The organism is Sulfurimonas sp. HSL1-2 (genome assembly GCF_039645565.1).
Lineage (GTDB): Bacteria > Campylobacterota > Campylobacteria > Campylobacterales > Sulfurimonadaceae > Thiomicrolovo > Thiomicrolovo zhangzhouensis.
In genome coordinates this window covers 861831-877670 of record NZ_CP147914.1, presented here as the reverse complement: position 1 = coordinate 877670, position 15840 = coordinate 861831, and the positions used below count along the sequence as shown (strand labels likewise).

The 15840-nt window shown below is 59.5% G+C and carries 15 protein-coding genes; 3 read left to right on the top strand and 12 right to left on the bottom strand.

Going from position 1 to position 15840, the window contains the following annotated elements; all coding sequences use genetic code 11:
- Window positions 1–3: 3 nt before the first annotated feature.
- From WCX18_RS04450 to ligA, 12 genes are all read right to left on the bottom strand, one after another.
- Window positions 4–900: an NAD(P)H-dependent glycerol-3-phosphate dehydrogenase gene (locus WCX18_RS04450; RefSeq protein ID WP_345990035.1), complete on the bottom strand. Its 897-nt coding sequence runs from the start codon at window positions 898–900 to the stop codon at window positions 4–6.
- Window positions 869–1594 carry an NAD-binding protein gene (locus tag WCX18_RS04445; protein WP_345990032.1) on the bottom strand — a complete coding sequence of 242 codons (726 nt, stop codon included), beginning with the start codon at window positions 1592–1594 and terminating at the stop codon, window positions 869–871. The genes WCX18_RS04450 and WCX18_RS04445 overlap by 32 nt, the downstream gene beginning before the upstream one ends.
- On the bottom strand, window positions 1591–3156 hold the full coding sequence (locus WCX18_RS04440; protein ID WP_345990029.1) for an ion transporter: 1566 nt from the start codon (window positions 3154–3156) through the stop codon (window positions 1591–1593). The genes WCX18_RS04445 and WCX18_RS04440 overlap by 4 nt, the downstream gene beginning before the upstream one ends.
- 4 nt (window positions 3157–3160) lie before the next feature.
- Window positions 3161–4585 (bottom strand): Asp-tRNA(Asn)/Glu-tRNA(Gln) amidotransferase subunit GatB, encoded by a 1425-nt coding sequence (gatB, locus tag WCX18_RS04435; RefSeq protein WP_345990026.1) that lies wholly within the window; start codon window positions 4583–4585, stop codon window positions 3161–3163.
- Complete coding sequence (locus WCX18_RS04430) at window positions 4573–5157, bottom strand: thiamine phosphate synthase (protein ID WP_345990023.1); 585 nt, start codon at window positions 5155–5157, stop codon at window positions 4573–4575. Before WCX18_RS04430 ends, gatB begins: the two co-directional genes overlap by 13 nt.
- Window positions 5158–5161: 4 nt before the next feature.
- Window positions 5162–5431, bottom strand: a complete 270-nt coding sequence (locus WCX18_RS04425; RefSeq protein ID WP_345990021.1) for a hypothetical protein — start codon at window positions 5429–5431, stop codon at window positions 5162–5164.
- Between the two features lie 18 nt (window positions 5432–5449).
- Window positions 5450–6130: a F0F1 ATP synthase subunit A gene (locus tag WCX18_RS04420; protein ID WP_345990759.1), complete on the bottom strand. Its 681-nt coding sequence runs from the start codon at window positions 6128–6130 to the stop codon at window positions 5450–5452.
- 155 nt (window positions 6131–6285) lie between these two features.
- A complete protein-coding gene (locus WCX18_RS04415; RefSeq protein ID WP_345990017.1) occupies window positions 6286–7125 on the bottom strand; it encodes a bifunctional riboflavin kinase/FAD synthetase in 840 nt (279 codons plus the stop codon).
- A complete protein-coding gene (locus WCX18_RS04410; protein WP_345990015.1) occupies window positions 7094–7801 on the bottom strand; it encodes a TlyA family RNA methyltransferase in 708 nt (235 codons plus the stop codon). Before WCX18_RS04410 ends, WCX18_RS04415 begins: the two co-directional genes overlap by 32 nt.
- Window positions 7801–8334: an outer membrane beta-barrel protein gene (locus WCX18_RS04405; protein ID WP_345990012.1), complete on the bottom strand. Its 534-nt coding sequence runs from the start codon at window positions 8332–8334 to the stop codon at window positions 7801–7803. The genes WCX18_RS04410 and WCX18_RS04405 overlap by 1 nt, the downstream gene beginning before the upstream one ends.
- Window positions 8335–8345: 11 nt before the next feature.
- The gene (locus WCX18_RS04400) at window positions 8346–10184 is read right to left on the bottom strand and encodes an EAL domain-containing protein (protein ID WP_345990009.1); all 1839 of its coding nucleotides are present in this window, start codon (window positions 10182–10184) and stop codon (window positions 8346–8348) included.
- A 4-nt stretch (window positions 10185–10188) separates the two neighbouring features.
- Window positions 10189–12141: an NAD-dependent DNA ligase LigA gene (gene ligA, locus WCX18_RS04395; RefSeq protein WP_345990006.1), complete on the bottom strand. Its 1953-nt coding sequence runs from the start codon at window positions 12139–12141 to the stop codon at window positions 10189–10191.
- Window positions 12142–12260: 119 nt separating this feature from the next.
- On the opposite strand from ligA, the gene WCX18_RS04390 reads away from it, so the two are divergent.
- The 3 genes from WCX18_RS04390 (at window position 12261) to WCX18_RS04380 (ending at window position 15839) form a co-directional block, all read left to right on the top strand.
- Window positions 12261–12638, top strand: a complete 378-nt coding sequence (locus WCX18_RS04390) for a hemerythrin family protein (protein ID WP_345990003.1) — start codon at window positions 12261–12263, stop codon at window positions 12636–12638.
- A gap of 368 nt (window positions 12639–13006) precedes the next feature.
- Window positions 13007–15106 carry a hypothetical protein gene (locus WCX18_RS04385; protein WP_345990000.1) on the top strand — a complete coding sequence of 700 codons (2100 nt, stop codon included), beginning with the start codon at window positions 13007–13009 and terminating at the stop codon, window positions 15104–15106.
- Entirely contained in the window at window positions 15093–15839 is a 747-nt protein-coding gene (locus WCX18_RS04380) for an outer membrane lipoprotein-sorting protein (RefSeq protein WP_345989997.1), read from the top strand. The genes WCX18_RS04385 and WCX18_RS04380 overlap by 14 nt, the downstream gene beginning before the upstream one ends.
- Window position 15840: the final 1 nt, after the last annotated feature.

Here is a 15840-nt window from a genome sequence, read left to right as displayed (position 1 = left end):
GCGCTACCTCGTCAGCAGATCGTTGAGGCTCTCCCGGGGGGCTTTGCCCTCCAGGATTTCATACACCTCCGTCGCGATCGGCAGGTAGACCCCGCTGCGCTGCGCGATGCCGTGCAGGGCGTAGGCCGTCCCGATCCCCTCGGCCACTTCGCCGAGGTCCTCGACGATCTGCTCTTTCGCTTTGCCTTCGGCCAGCCCCAGGCCGACACGGTAGTTGCGCGACAGCACGGAGCTGGCGGTGAGGAAAAGGTCCCCGGCGCCACTGAGGCCGAGGAAGGTCTCATCCCTCGCCCCGTAGGAGAGTCCGAAGCGCCGCATTTCGATCAGGCCCCGGGAAATGAGTGCCGCCGCGGCGTTGTTGCCGAGCTTCAGCCCCGCGCAGATCCCCGCGGCGATCGCGATGACGTTTTTATAGCTGCCGCACACTTCCGCCCCGGCGATGTCGTCGTCGGTATAGGTGCGGATGAATTCCGGGAACGCCTCGGCGAACCCCATGGCCGTCTGGGCATCCGTGCTGCTGACGACCAGTGCGGTCGGCAGCCCCTGAATCACCTCCGCCGCGAAAGAGGGGCCGGAGAGGAATGCAATGTTCTGGTCGGGGACATAGGGCGCGAAGATTTCATTGAGGAAACGGCCGCTCTGTGCTTCGATCCCCTTCGCGGCGACCAGCACCTTCTGGTCGTTATAGCGGAAGTGCTCCTTCAGCCATGCGCCGACCTGCTGTGCCGGGATCGCCATGACGAGGTACTCGCGCTGCAGCGCCGTCTCCAGGTCGACGAAATTGGGAACATCCCTTGAGTGCCGAGACGTGATGACCACGTCGTTTTCCCCATTCTCCCCCAGTGCGAACGCCAGGGCCGAGCCCCATTTACCCGCTCCGATGACTGCGATCCGTTTCACATACCCCTCCGACTTCCTCTTCAAATGCCTTGATCTCCTTATCGTAGCCTATCACGACTAAAACATCCCCCGCATTCAGCAGGTGGTTGTAGCCTTTGGCCGTAAAAATAAACGACTCGCTCATGCGCTGGTCAACGACGGCCAGGACGATGATGTCCCGCTGCGTTGATTCAAGCAGTTCGTTGATATGTCTGCCGACCGCGGATGACTGCTCCGAGAGAACAATCTGCGCGACCTTGAGATCCATCTGCCTATCCATGAGTGCTTCAAGCAGCCGCGTGATCACCGGTTTTTCCAGCCGCTCGATGATCAGGTTCGCCGTTGTCTGCAGTTCGGCAATGACCTTGTTGGCACCGGCCAGACGGAGCTTGGATGCATTCTCCTGCGTCGTGGCCAGGGCGACGATCACCGCCTCGGGGAAGCGGTCGCGCAGCGAGAGGGTCAGGAAGACGTTTTCCGCCTCGCTCTCAAGGGCACAGATGATCCGTGTCACAGAGAAGTCAAAGGAGAGCAGGTCGTCCCAGTTGTCCTCCAGATCCGCGAGATGCGCCTCGAGCCCCGCGGCCTGCGCCTGCTCGACATCACTGTTATTGAGCGCATAAACGACGATGCGCGGGCAGGTGTAGCGGAGCTGCTGCGCAATCTCCCGCGCAAATTCGTTGTACCCGAAAAGGATGATGGCTTCGATGGTCATGAGCGCACCGCCTTGTGAAGATCGATGCGGTACTCATGCAGCATCGCATTCTCCCCGATGACGACCAGGAGGTCCCCCTCCGCGAGGACGAAATCGGATGCAGGATTGAAAACGAAACGCTGTTCGCGGCGCGACTCGACACCGAGCAGGATAATGCGCCCTCCCCTGATTTTCAGATCCTGCACGCTCTGTATAAAACGGGCCATCCGTTCGTCGACGAGGATCTCGTCGATCACGACACCGGAGTGCTCGGCACGCAATGCATGCAGCGCCTCGAACGCAATGGGCTGATCGCTGTATTCGCGTGACAGCTGCCCGATCAGCTCCTGGGCGTAGACGATGTCGTTCACCCCGGCACTCTCCAGTTTGCGGCGGTGTTTTTTGTCATGCAGCAGGGAGAGGATCCGCAGCTCTTTGTTCATCGAACGCAGTGTGAGCGCCGTATAGACGTTTTCGACATCGGTATCGCCGAGCAGGATGACGGCCCGGATCTGCCGTACGGGGTCGATGCCGAGCTGCCCGATCGACTCAAGGCTGGCGGGGTCGAACGCCAGGGCCAGGTCATGATGACGGCGCGCTTCGGCGATCTTTGATGCATCGGCATCGAGGATGACCACCTCCCGGCCCATCCGGCGGAGTTTGGAGGCCGTCTGCTGCGCCACCGTGCCGTAGCCGCAGATCAGGTAGATATGCTTCAGTTTCTGCAGCTCCTGGATCAGCTTCCCGTCGCGGATATCATCAAGTTTCTCGGTGAAGGCCGAAACGACGATCGAGGTCGCGAAAGCGAGGACAGCCACCCCGGAGACGATGACAATCAATGCAACGATCTTCCCTTCGCCGCTGACGGGAACGACATCGCCGTATCCCACGGTCGAGATCGTCACGACCGACCAGTAGAGTGCATCAAAGAGCGTATTGACCTTGGAGTCGGGGTTGAGCGCCTCCATGACGTAGATCATCACCGACGCAACGAAAATGATGAGGCCGACGAAGGTAAAGAGCGTCAGGAGTTCGAACTTCTTGCTGGCCAGAATCGCCCCGAAATGGTGCATGTTCTGGGCGTAGCGGAAAAGCTTGAAGACCCTGAAGATGATAAAGAGGCGCAGCAGCCGCAGTTCGTGGAAAAACGGCATGATTGCAAGCAGGTCGATGATGGCCGCCAGGGAGCTCATGTAGCGCCACTTGGCGTAGAGTACCTTCATCACGGCCCTGCCGACACGGAAATTCCGCTGCAGCAGCACATCCTTCTCATACTGGTCAATCATGATGCGCGCACTGTCGCTGCTGACCCAGAAGCGCATCAGGTATTCGATCAGGAAGATAAAGGAGATGATGTAGTTGTTGAAAACGGCCAGGAAATCGTTCTGTTGGAACTTGACGTCGCGGATAAGGATGAAAACGCTTGAGAGGATCAGCACCATCATAAAGAGGTCGAAGTAGCGCTTGTAGCGGTAGCCGGCGTTGTTCATCAGGTTGTCGACATGGTGGCGCGTCCGGCGCAGGCCTTCGGAGGACTCCAGAGCATAGGCACTGTCGACAAGCGCCCTGGAGAAAAGGTTCACGGAATCAGCCCAGCTTCTGCTTGAGGATATCGTTTACCGCCTGAGGATTCGCACTGCCTTTGCTGGCTTTCATTACCTGACCGACGAAGAAGCCGAAGAGCTTGTCTTTACCGCCGCGGTACTCCTCGACCTTGGCCGGGTTCGCCGCGAGGATCTCGTCGACCATCGCTTCGATGGCCCCCGTGTCGCTGACCTGTTTGAGGCCCAGTTTTTCGATCGTCGCATCGACGCTCTCGTCGTTTTCCATCAGGTAGTCAAGCACCTCTTTGGCCGCTTTGCCGCTGATGGTGTTGTCTTCGATACGCTTGACGATGAGGCCCAGTTTGTCGGCATCGACCGGCGAGGTGGCAACCGTCATGCCGCCCTTGAGACGTCCCAGGAGTTCTACGGTGAGCCAGGTGACGGCATTCTTGGCGCTGATGCCCTGGGAGAGCATCTTCTCGAAGAAGTGCGCCATCTCCAGCTCGGCGGTAATGACACTCGCATCATACTCGCGCAGCCCGTGCTCTTTGACAAGGCGCTCGCGCTTCTCGTCCGGCAGTTCGGGGATCTGTGTCGCGCTCTCGTACATCGCGTCGTCAACGACGACCTTGAGAAGGTCGGGTTCGGGGAAGTAGCGGTAATCCGCCGCCTCTTCCTTCCCGCGCATGGAGCGGGTCTCCTGCTTCGCCTGGTCGAACAGGCGGGTCTCCTGGACGATCTCCTCGTCATAGACCCCGTCTTCCCAGGCGTCGATCTGGCGCTGGACCTCCATCTCGATCGCCTTCTGGATGAAGCGGAAGCTGTTGATGTTCTTGATCTCGACACGGGTGTAGAGCTTCTCGTCCCCTTTGGGGCGGATGGAGACGTTTACGTCGACGCGGAAGGAGCCCTCCTGCATGTTCGCGTCCGAGATATCGAGGTAGCGTACGATGGAGTGCAGCTTTTTGAGGTAGAGGATCGCCTCGTCCGCCGATCGCATGTCCGGCTCGGAAACGATCTCGACCAGCGGGGTGCCCGCACGGTTGAGGTCGACTTTCGAGACGGCACCGTCGTGGATGTTCTTGCCGGCATCTGCCTCGATATGGGCGCGGTTGATGCGGATCGTCTTGTGCGTACCGTCCTCGAAATCGATCTCCAGCTTTCCGTGCTCGACGACGGGCGTATAGAGCTGCGTAATCTGGTACGCGCTCGGGCTGTCCGGGTAGAAGTAGCTTTTGCGGTCGAAGAAGCTGGTGCGGTTGATCGTCGCGTCAATCGCGGTACCGAACATTACCGCCTTGTGAAGCGCGCCTCTGTTGAAGACCGGGAGCGCACCCGGGAGAGCCAGACAGGTCGGGCAGGTGTTGACGTTCGGGCGGTCGTTGAAACTGGTGGGACACGAACAAAAAAGTTTGGTTTTCGTATTGAGCTGGACGTGGACTTCGAGTCCGATAATCACTTCGAACAAAAGGATTCCTTGGCTGAATTTATAAAGTATCTGATCGATGCAAAACCGGCGGCACCGGCGGCGCGGACCGCGCTGATCTGATCGGGGCTGACGATGCCCCCCAGCGCGATAACAGGTAGGTCAATTTTACCCGCTGTTTCATTTAAATCGTCTAAACCTTTGGGCTCCCCTTTGCCCGGGCTCTCGAAGATCGGGCTGTAGGTCGCGGCATCGGCCCCCTCGGCCGCCGCATGCGCCAGTTCGACGGGGCTGTGCGCTGAAATCACGGTAAAGAGCCCCTCGGCTTTCGCCCCTTTGATCGCTTCGAACTGCGTCGACGTCAGGTGCACGCCGTCCGCCCCCAGCAAGAGCGCCAGGGCCGTGTCGCGGTGGATGATCGCTTTGACCCCGTGCGCCCGGCACGCATCGACAAATACGGCGGCAAACCGCGCATAGTCCGGGTTCGCTTTGTCCCGGTAGAGTGCATAATCGACGCTATGGGCCTCAAAGAGCGTTTCAAGCCGTTTGGCGAAGGCGCCCGGCGTCGCGGCTCCGTAGCAGCCGTCGGTAATCAGGTAGGCGAAAAAAGGCATTGGATCACGCCTCCTTTTCAAGCAGCTCCGCGATCCGCTGCAGCAGTTCGGTCTGGCGGCGCTGGTTTTCGACACGGTCTTTATAGAGGTTGAGCCCTTCGAGCATCAAAACGGCACAGAGTATCAGAAAGACAAAAAGGATGGTCGCGAGAAGCGCGATGGAGAAACCGAAGATGGCGGTAATATTGAAGACAAGCCAGGAGCCCAGCACCAGCAGGGCCCAGGCAAAGCCGAGCAGGAAACTCAGAAGCGTATCAAACGTGCTGCGTTTCATCCGGCGTCCCAGAAAAGATTAGAGGGATTCTTCGTGAAGGGTGACGGCTCCGCCGAGGTAAACGTAGGTCAGCATCATAAAGATGAACGCCTGCAGAAGCGCCATGAACGAGAGCAGCGCGAACGGGATCATCGGCAGCAGCCACGGTGCGAGCATCAGCATGACCATGAGGAACATGTCGTCCCCTTTGACGTTACCGAAAAGACGGAAGCTGAGTGAAACGATACGGGAGATGTGTGAAACGATCTCGATCGGGAACATCAGCCATGCGAGCCACCATACCGGCCCCATGAAGTGCTTGAAGTACTCGACGACACCGTTACGGCGGATCCCTTCGAAGTTATAGTAGATGAAGACGATCAGCGCCAGCGCCAGCGTAAAGTCCAGGAATGCGGACGGTGCTTCAAAGCCCGGGATAACCCCGATCAGGTTGGCAATACCGATAAAGAGACCCAGTGTCGCGACGAGCGGCAGGTAGCGCATCGCTTTTTCGCGGCCCATAACGTCCGAACCCATTGCAACAACGCCCTGGAGGTACGCTTCCATCAGGTTCTGTGTGCCCCCCGGGACGACTTTGAGGTTCTTGGTCGCCATTTTGGCAAGCATGATAACGATCAGTGCTGTCAGCAGCATATGCGACATAAAGAGGTAGGCGTGATTTTCGCTGATCACACCGAAGAAAGTAAAGAGTTCACCCACGAGAATTCCTTCGATCAAAATAGTTGTGCGATTATAGCCCTCTTCGCATTAAAAGAGCCTAAGCCAATGCCGGATGCGGCGGGCTGTCACCGGAAAAAGAGCCCCGGAATGGGCACTATTGCGCCATTTTGGCTGCGGTGATGCATAAAAAGCGTTCAGAGTTCCAGCCGTACCACCGCTTTACGCGCTGCCGCGATGTCCTGTGCGATCTGTGCCTTCAGTGCCTCGAGCGACGGGAACTTTTCGTTGCCGCGCAGCCGCCGGACGAAACTGACATCGATCTGTTCCCGGCAGGCGATCTCCCCGTCAAGGACGTGCGTTTCCACGGCAAAGCTGCCGTCGGTGGTGACACGGTGGCCGACAAACGTGACGGCGGGATGGTAGTGCTCCTCGCCGTCAAGGCGGGCGAGGCTCGCGTAGACCCCCTCTTTGGGAAGCAGAAAACCGTCAGTGAGCATGTTGACCGTCGGCACAAGCTCCTTTTTGCCTATCCCCTGCCCCTGGACGACCCTGCCACGGACGGTGTAATTGTGACCGAGAAAGCGGTTCGCCCCGGTCACGTCGCCGATGATCAGCTTCGCCCGGATCTTGTGCGAATGCACCGATTCGCCGCCGACGGTCACTTCGTCAATCACCTGCACCTCGCCCCCGAAAGCCTTCGTGAGGTCCGCATGGGAGAACCTGCGGTCGCGGCCGAACCGGAAATCATACCCCACGACAATTTTCGCAAGCGCCGGGAAACGTTCCAGAAGATAATCGACGAAACCCCGGTCGTCGAGCATACGGATGTCGTCAAGGGGAAGGTAGACAATGGGGTGTGACGTAAAATGCTCCCGCTCGCGCCCCGGGGTCAGGTTGGCGTATCCCGTCTCGATCACGACGATCGCCCCCGCTTCGCCCAGGGCGTTGAAAAGGTGCTGATGCCCTTCGTGCATCCCGTCAAAGCCTCCGATGGCGACGGCCTCAACCTCTTTCAAAGCAGTAGCATGTTTCACTGTTCCCCTCCTTGCCCGTGATTGCAGCCTCTTCCTTTGCACGCAGCCGCCAGCCCCGCGCCGCGCAGGCCGCTTCGAACTCCTCCATCGCTTTCGCGACGGCCGCCTTGTCCGTGACGACCCCCTTCCTGTCCCGCGCCGCGTCGCGGCCGACCTCGAACTGCGGTTTGAAGAGCAGTACGATCCAGCGTGCTGCGAGCCGCTCCACGTCATCGAGGATATGGTGCAGCGAAATGAACGAGACGTCGCTGGTGACGACGTCGTAGGTCCGGCCCGGCGTGAAACGGCGGATATCGGTCTGTTCGAAACTCCGGACGCGCGGGTCCGCCTTCACCTCCGGGTGGAGCTGGTCCCTGCCGACATCGACGGCATCGACCTCTGCCGCGCCCGCTTCGAGGAGCACCTGGGTGAATCCCCCCGTCGAAGCGCCGATATCGAGTGCATGCATCCCCGTCACGTCGAACGGCAAGGATGGCAGAAATCCCTTGAGCTTCAGCGCCGCGCGGCTGACATAGGGCATCGCTTCGGTCACCGCCACCTGCTGCGACGTGACGTCGAAGGCCGGTTTCGTCACGACGCTGCCCTCAACGGTGACGCTTCCCGCTTTGACGAGCTGCTGCGCTTTCGAACGCGTCGGTGCCAGGCCCGCTTCGACGAGGTAGTGGTCGAGACGCACTAAAAAAGCACCTGGATGCCGACATAGGCACTGCCGAGATTCATGTCATAGGAGGTCCCGTTCTCGTCCATCCCGAACTGGTAGAGATCATACCCTGCGTTGACCGTGAGCCACTCCAGTGCCCTTACACCGATGCCGATGCCGTAGACGACCGTCCCGGCCGAACTGCTCTTGCGCTCGGGGCGGCTCTGGTCCCAGTAGAGCTCCCCGGCGCCGAAACGCGCATAGAGGTCGATCCGCTCGTTAAAGACGGGGTAGTGCCCCGTCACGGCGGCCGACAGCGCTTTGAAGGTCTCCCGGGAGGTTTCGCCTGTTCCCGTACGCCCGTCGAAATCCCCAAACTGGGCATAATCAAGCGAGACGGAGAGGTAGTCATTGATAAATGCCCCCGCCCCGAAACGGTACTGTGTGACGCTATCGGTCGTGACCTCCGCGCGGCGGCTGTCGTCGTTGTAGCTGCCCAGGCCCGCCCCCGCTTCCAGGTAGGGACCGCTGCGCTCGGCAGCGCACAGCAGGGTCGCCGCGAGCAGCATGCCTACGCCTCTCACCCCCGCCTCCGCAGGTACTTGGTTTCAAAAAGCTCCGGCGGCAGGGCACGGTCGAAGTAAAAGCCCTGCAGGGCATCGCACTCCATCGTCTTGAGCAGTTCCAGCTGTTCCAGCGTCTCGACCCCTTCCGCGACGATCTGCAGCCCTAGGCTGTGCCCCATCTTGATGATCGCTTCGGCGATGGAGCGGTCATCGGGATTTTCCACGATGTCGCGTACGAGGAGCTGGTCGATCTTGAGGGTGTCGATCTTGAAACGTTTGAGGTACCCCAGCGACGAGTAGCCGCTGCCGAAATCATCCATCGCCAGTCTGACCCCGGCATGTTTGAGCCGTTCGAGCTGTACGACGGTCTCCTCGGCAAACTGCATCAGGTAGGTCTCCGTCAGTTCCAGGCCGATGTAGTCCCGCGCCAGTGCGCTCCGGTTGAGGATCTCCGTCAGGCGGGTCACATCTTTTTCGTTGATGTGGCGGCCGGAGATATTGACCGAGAGCGGAATGATCCGGTTGATCGCCATCGCATGCCAGCGCCGCAGGTCGGCAATGACCTGGGTAAGCACCATCTCGTCGATCCGCGAAATCAGCCCCGTCTCCTCGGCGAAGGGGATGAATTCGCTGGGCAGAAGGAGTCCGCGTTCGGGGTGTTGCCAGCGCACCAGAGCCTCCGCCGCGCGGATGCTCGTGCCGCTGCCTTCGAAAACGGGCTGGTAATAGACAACGAACTCGTTGTTGCTGATCGCTTCACGCAGCTCCTTTTCCAGTACCAGGCTCTTGAAGCTCTGCTCGCTCATCTGCGGGGTGTAGAAACGGATATGGTCCTGGGCCTGCTTCGCCTGGTACATCGCCGTGTCGGCATGTTTGAGCAGGCACTGGGCATCCTTCCCGTCGGCCGGGAACATGGCGATGCCGATGCTGCCGTAGATATGGAAACGCTGCTCGGCCAGCTGGAACGGCTCGCTGAAAGCATCGATCAGACGCTGGGCCTTCTCCAGGACCTCGTCCCTGTCCTCATCCTCTTCGAACAGGAGGACGAATTCGTCTCCGCCGAAGCGCGCCACCGTATCCTCGTTGCGCACGTTTTCGCCGAGGCGCTTGGCCACCTCCACCAGCAGACGGTCCCCGGTCGCGTGCCCGTAGGTATCGTTGAGGAACTTGAAGCGGTCCAGGTCGATGAAAAAGAGCGCCGCCCCCTTTCCGGTACGTTCGGAACGGGCGATCATGTGTTTGAGCCGCTCCTCGAGCATTACCCGGTTCACCAGTCCCGTCAACGGGTCGTGAAAGGCAAGGTAGCTCAGTTTTTCGCGGTTCTGCTCCCGTTTGAGGACGATACTGACGATCCGGGCACCCACGGTGAGCAGCATTTTATGAAACAGGGACGGTGCACGCTCTTCAAAAGAGGTCAGGGCAAACGTCCCGACGGTCTTTCCCTCCAGGACGACCGGCATGGACCAGCAGGCGTTGAGCCCGAACTTCTGGGCAAACTCCAGCACGTTCTGCCAGCGCTCGTCGCTGCTGATGTCGCAGACGAACTGCGGTTCGTTTTGTAAGACGACATTCGCACAGGAGCCGTTTCGCGGGCCGGGAAGCAGCCCGTCGAGCGTATTGATCGCCCCCTTCGGGAGCGACGGTGCCGCCTCGACGTAGAGCTTTCCGTCATCGGCATTCAGCAGCATGATCGACGCGACGCTGCCGGGGACCATCTTCTCCTGCAGCCGGCAGAGCTCCTCGAGCACGGCCTCCTTGCTTGCATCTTCGGCCACCTTTTCCAGGATGACATTCTGGAGTTCCAGGATCTCCTGGTAATCACCGACGATAATATTTTCTGTGGGGCTTTTCATGCGTCTATTGTAGCATCTGTTTCATCGCATCTTCCGTAAGCGCCGTCACACCGAGCGCAACCGCCTTGTCGTACTTGCTGCCGGCATCCTCGCCGTAGATGAGATAATCCGTCTTTTTCGACACGCTTCCCGCGACTTTCGCCCCCAGGGCTTCCAGGTCGTTTTTGATCTCCGGCCGGGGGCGGCTCATCGTGCCGGTGAGTACGACCGTCTTCCCCTTGAAAGGGTTCTCCGCCGCTTCGGTTTTCTGCGCCGGGGCCGCCGGCTGGACGACGCTGCGCAGCGCTTCAATCTGCTCCCGGTTGACCCGGACGAACTCCAGCACCGACGCCGCCATCTCCCCGCCGAAACCGTCGATGGCGAGCAGTGCCTCCTCCGTCGCATCGGGAAAATCCAGACCGAAGGTGTCGCAGAGCTGCTTCGAAGCGACCTCCCCGATATGCTCTATTCCCAACCCGTTCACGAAGCGCCAACACGCGGTTCCTTTGCTCTTTTCGATGGCGTCGAGCAGGTTCTGGCTCTTCTTCTCTTTGAACCCGTCGAGTGCCAGCAACGCGTCCAGGGAGAGACTGTAAAGGTCGATCACCCCCTTGACCAGCCCGGCTTTAAAGAGCGCTTCAACGATCTTGTCGCCGAGCCCGTCGATGTTCAGGCACTGCTTGGAGGCAAAGTAGATGATGGCATTGACGACCCGCGCTTCACACGAGAGGTTCTGGCACTTGATCAGCGCCCCTTCATCCAGCAGTTCGCTGCCGCAGACCGGGCAGTGCGTCGGGCGGGCCAGTGCCTTTTCCGTCCCGTCGCGACGCTCGGGAATGACCTTGATGATCTTCGGGATGACGTCGCCGCTGCGCAGGATGATGACGTGGTCGCCGATATGGATATCTTTGCGTGCGATCTCGTCGAAGTTGTGCAGGGTCGCGCGTTCGACGACGACCCCCTCGATGTCGACGGGTTCGACGACGGCCACCGGGGTGACGACGCCCGATCGCCCTACCTGCAGGATGACGTCACGGACCCGGGTCATCTTCTCGACTGCCGGAAACTTGTAGGCCACAGACCAGCGCGGGTTCTTGACCGTATACCCCATATCCTCCTGGGCCTCGACCTGGTCGACCTTGATGACCATGCCGTCGAGCATCATCGCGAAATTGTCCCGGGTCGCTTTCATCTCCTCGTAAATCGCCTCGATCTCGTCGTAGCCCGTACAGACGCGGTGCAGCGGCGGCTTGCGGAAACCCAGGGCGTAGATCCACTCCATCCGCTTGCTCAGCAGCGGGATGTCGAGGGTGTTCTCGCCGATACCGTAGGGGAGGAAGACGAGGTTCCGCGCCGCGGTGATCTTCGGGTCGAGCTGGCGCAGGCTGCCGGCGGCGGCGTTGCGGGGATTGGCGAAGAGCGCTTCGCCCTGCGCCTCCCGCTCCCTGTTGATGGCGTCGAACTCCTCTTTGAAGATGACGACCTCGCCGCGGATCTCGATACGCCCGTCGTAGTCGATGGCGAGCGGGACGCTGCGGATCGTTTTGACATTCTGCGTCACCTCTTCGCCGATGCTGCCGTCGCCGCGGGTAATCGCCTGGACCAGCCGGCCCTCCTCGTAGATCAGGTTGAGACTCGCCCCGTCGAACTTCGGCTCGCAGTAGAAAGTAACATTGTCCGCGAGTTTGGCGACCCGCTCCAGCCACTTCTGCAGTCCCTCGGCGTCGAAGATGTCCTCCAGGCTCCACATGCGGCTGCGGTGGGCGGCTTTCTCGAACCCCTCCAGCGCTACGCCTCCGACCCGCTGCGTCGGCGAATCGGCCAACGTCTGCTCCGGATGCGCCGTTTCATACGACAGGACGTCGTGGTAGAGTCTGTCGTACTCTTCGTCGCTGGCAATGGGGTTGTCGAGGACATAATAGTGGTAGGCGTAGCGGTTCAGCAGCGCCACACTGTCGCGGTAGGTTTCAGCCGTCATATCGTGTTGCTCTTTTTTTTACAGGATTATAACGAAGGTTGTTGAGAGAAAAGGGGTCACAGGCAGGCCGAAAAGAATACAATATGCATTGAGATACGCAAGTTTACAAAGGAGGCGGTATGACACACGATCTTCGCCTGAATGTTGAAGAGATGGATACGGCGCACGAGCGTTTCCTGGAGATGCTCGAGCAGCTTCAAAAGACGGAGGGCGGGATCGACACGGCGCTTTTCAGGGAATGGATCGACGAAACGAAACGCCACTTCGCCGAAGAGGAGAAGCTGATGATGAAGCACCTCTACCCCGAACGCGAAACCCATACCGGCGACCATGAACAGCTCGTGGACGAGATGGAGTCCTTTTTTGCCATGATCACGACGATGCCGCCGATGGCACGCTCCTTTGTCGAGGGCTACGCCTACGACAAATTCCGCCGCCATACGATGTTCTACGACCTCGACCTGGCGAAGTTCCTGGCGGCGAACGAAGCCGGCTGAGCCCGACAGCTCCCCGTACCCCGATATCATCCGGGGTACATTCATAGCCACCCTCCTCTGACATCTCCCCAGCTTCCGGTCTCTTTCGTCAAGATGACGGTATTCACTTTTGCGATATCGCGTACCACAGCGCCGATACCACGGCATTAAATATAATTATTTTTTATTATTTTACCAATGGAAATTAAGTAATCTTCTTTTATGCTGTTCCCGTGCTCGGCATCCTAGTTCTCTTCGTTTCCATGGCACGGGGCGGGAGTTCGACCCCCCCCTTGACGTTTTTCCTTGGATGAAGAGTGTACTTGCGTGTCGCAGATTCGCATACGCTTTGCACGGATCTGCGGCCTACTGGAACTGAAAGGTGACTCATGAACAGACGAAAGTTTCTCTCTACAAGCGCGATCGCGCTCTATTCGCTCCCTGCAATCAATCTCCTATCGGGCTGCGGCGGTTCCGGCGGCGGCACCGCGCTCTCCCCCATCGATGAGCGTGTCACACTGCTGCAAACGGCCAAAATGCAGAACGACAGCACCGTGGCCGAGTTCGAAAACCTTCTGGGCAGCCTGACGGGAACCTACACCCCCCCATTACTGACAACGGCCCAGCCCATCCCGGCCGACATCAGCAGTTTCTTCGCCGCGGCAGCTCCCACCCTGCCGGCCTCCTCCCCGCTCAATGCGCTGTTTTTCCAGAGCGACGAGACGGAATCGATGTGGCGAAAATACGAAACCTACGGCAGCCTCGCCCACCAGCAGTTCGGCCACCAGTATGTCAAACTGCTGGCGACCATGCGTCTTTTTGACTACAATAACCGCCTGCAGGAACCGTCACAGAGTACCCCGGCAGCTGCCGTCGCTTCAGCGCATTATCGTACCGCGGCGGACACCCCCTCGGAATTCAGCGATTTCGACAACCTCCTCGCCAAACTGAAAGCGGCGGCCGGCGATGCGCTCCAATATATCTTCGATGCCATCCGGATCGCCATGAACGGCTTTTTCAACTACCTCAAAAGCCTCTTTGACAGCAACGACGCCCGAGCCCTCCTTTACGCCACCCTGACCTACTTCGCCATTGACAAACTGCTCAAGATCATTGCGGAAAAAACGGCAGCCGATCTGAGCTTCGAAAGCAATAGCGACACCCTGTTGAGCTTTGCAAAGATGGCGATCGCGGCGGTGGCCCTCATGGGGCTTTTTTCCCTCGATAAACTGGCTTCAGCCGGTGCGGCGGCGGCATCCCCTGCGTCTACCGGCACGATGACACCCGATGAGACCCTGCAGATGGAAGCGTTCCTCGGATCGGTTTCCGTGCAAAGCGCCCTGGTGACGCTGATGTTCAAGGCCGTCGGCGGCGCCGTCGGAGAGATCATCGGTACGACAAAGACGCACACCGAAGTGCTGCTGGCGTCGCTTCAGGACGGCTATGACCCTACGACCGAGCACTACAAGCTGAGCACCGAGCAGCTGGCGTCGATCGATACCCTCAAAAAACGTTCCGTTTCCCTCTCGGTCATCTCCGTCGTAGTACGACAGCTCTTCACGATGCTGAGCGCGCACGCGGTCACGCCGGAGGGGGTCGTGCAGGAGGGGTTTGCCGTGGGGAGCGATGCCCAGACCTTCGTCACCCTCTTCGGTTCCGATGGCCTGCCGCAGACGGATGCCTTCACGGTCTATACCCGTGAGATGCAGGGGGCGTTGACGACAGGCACCCTCTCTGCAACGGACAACGCCGGTTATTTCGATCAGCTCCGTGACCTTCTGGACGGCAATGCCTCCTGGCGCGACATCTTCGACCTTATCGCCACGATGTCCGTCACCTTTTCGACCCAGGCGGCCGATTTCGCCTCCCAGACGGAAACCGATGCCTTTGCCTTTGCATCGCACCTGGCGGACCTCGCCTACAGCTTTACCGCCCAGACGGCAAGCGACGCCTACGACTTTGCCACCCATATGGCCGACCTCGCCTACAGCTTTACGATGGATATCGAGGAGGATGCCTACCAGTTCGCGATGAAAGGGATGGAGTACGGCTACCTTTTCGCCTCCCGCGGCGAGGAGGTGGGGGTCATGGCCGACCGGATCCTCTGGATGGCCGTGCAGATCGGCCAGATGGCCGACCGGATCGGCGAGATGGCGGACCGGATCGTCTACACCGAACAGCTGATCGTCTATACGGAGATGTTGATCCTCGATTTCGGGCTGCTGATCTATGACGGGATGAAGACGATCACCAACCTGATGCTGACGGGGATGGCGCTCATCCTCGACCGCGAATGGTACACGCCAGCGGCAGAGGACCAGATCGTCACCGTCGTCGCGGGCACGATGGAGCAGATGATGGCGAACATGCAGGCGTATGCCCTTGCGGTGCTGGAGAACCAGAGCCTCCTGCGCGAGATCACCCTCAGCGCGCTGGAGTGGGTCGGCAGCCATACCGGCCAGACGGCAGATACCAATGCGACGGTGTGACATGCAGTGGCACCGTACAGCCGCCCTGCTGACCTGGGCCGGAATCAGCCTGTTCGCTTCGGAGAGCGCCGAAGCCATCTATGCGAAAAGCGCCAAAATCTTCTCGTTCGGCAACCTGCGTTTCGACGTTGCGATGACCGTCGAAAACGAGGGCAACCGTCAGGAACGCTCTTTCATGGTCGCCGAACGGCAGACGGGCGACGCATCGTCACTCCTGATCCGCTTCCGCTCCCCGCAAAACATCAAGTGCACGGCCATACTCATCGAACGGGAGGAGGAGAGCAGCAGCAACGCCATCTATTTCCCAGCCCTGAAGCGCGTGCGGATCATCCCCGAACAGGAGGAGGAGAGCGAAGCCGTCGGCATGGGGATCTCCTACGCCGAACTGGATGCGAAAAAAGGGACCTTCGAACCGCTGGAGGAAACGCTGTTTGACGGCAGCGCCTGTTACAAGGTGACGCTGAAGCGAAACGGGAACCGCTCGGTCTACTACATCGACCCCGTGACCTCCGTGATCAGAAAAGTCGAGATTTTCAAAGGCGCTCAGCTGCAGCGGATCGTCAATATCGACGAAGTAGACCGCTTTGATGAACAGCTGCTCATTACCCGCTGGCAGGTCAACGACCTCATCAAGTCGCGGACACTGACCTACAGGGTTGACACCCAAAGCGTCTCGCGCGATATCCAACAGGGGCTTTTTTATCACAACCGTCTTCACCGCTGCGCCTTCTGAC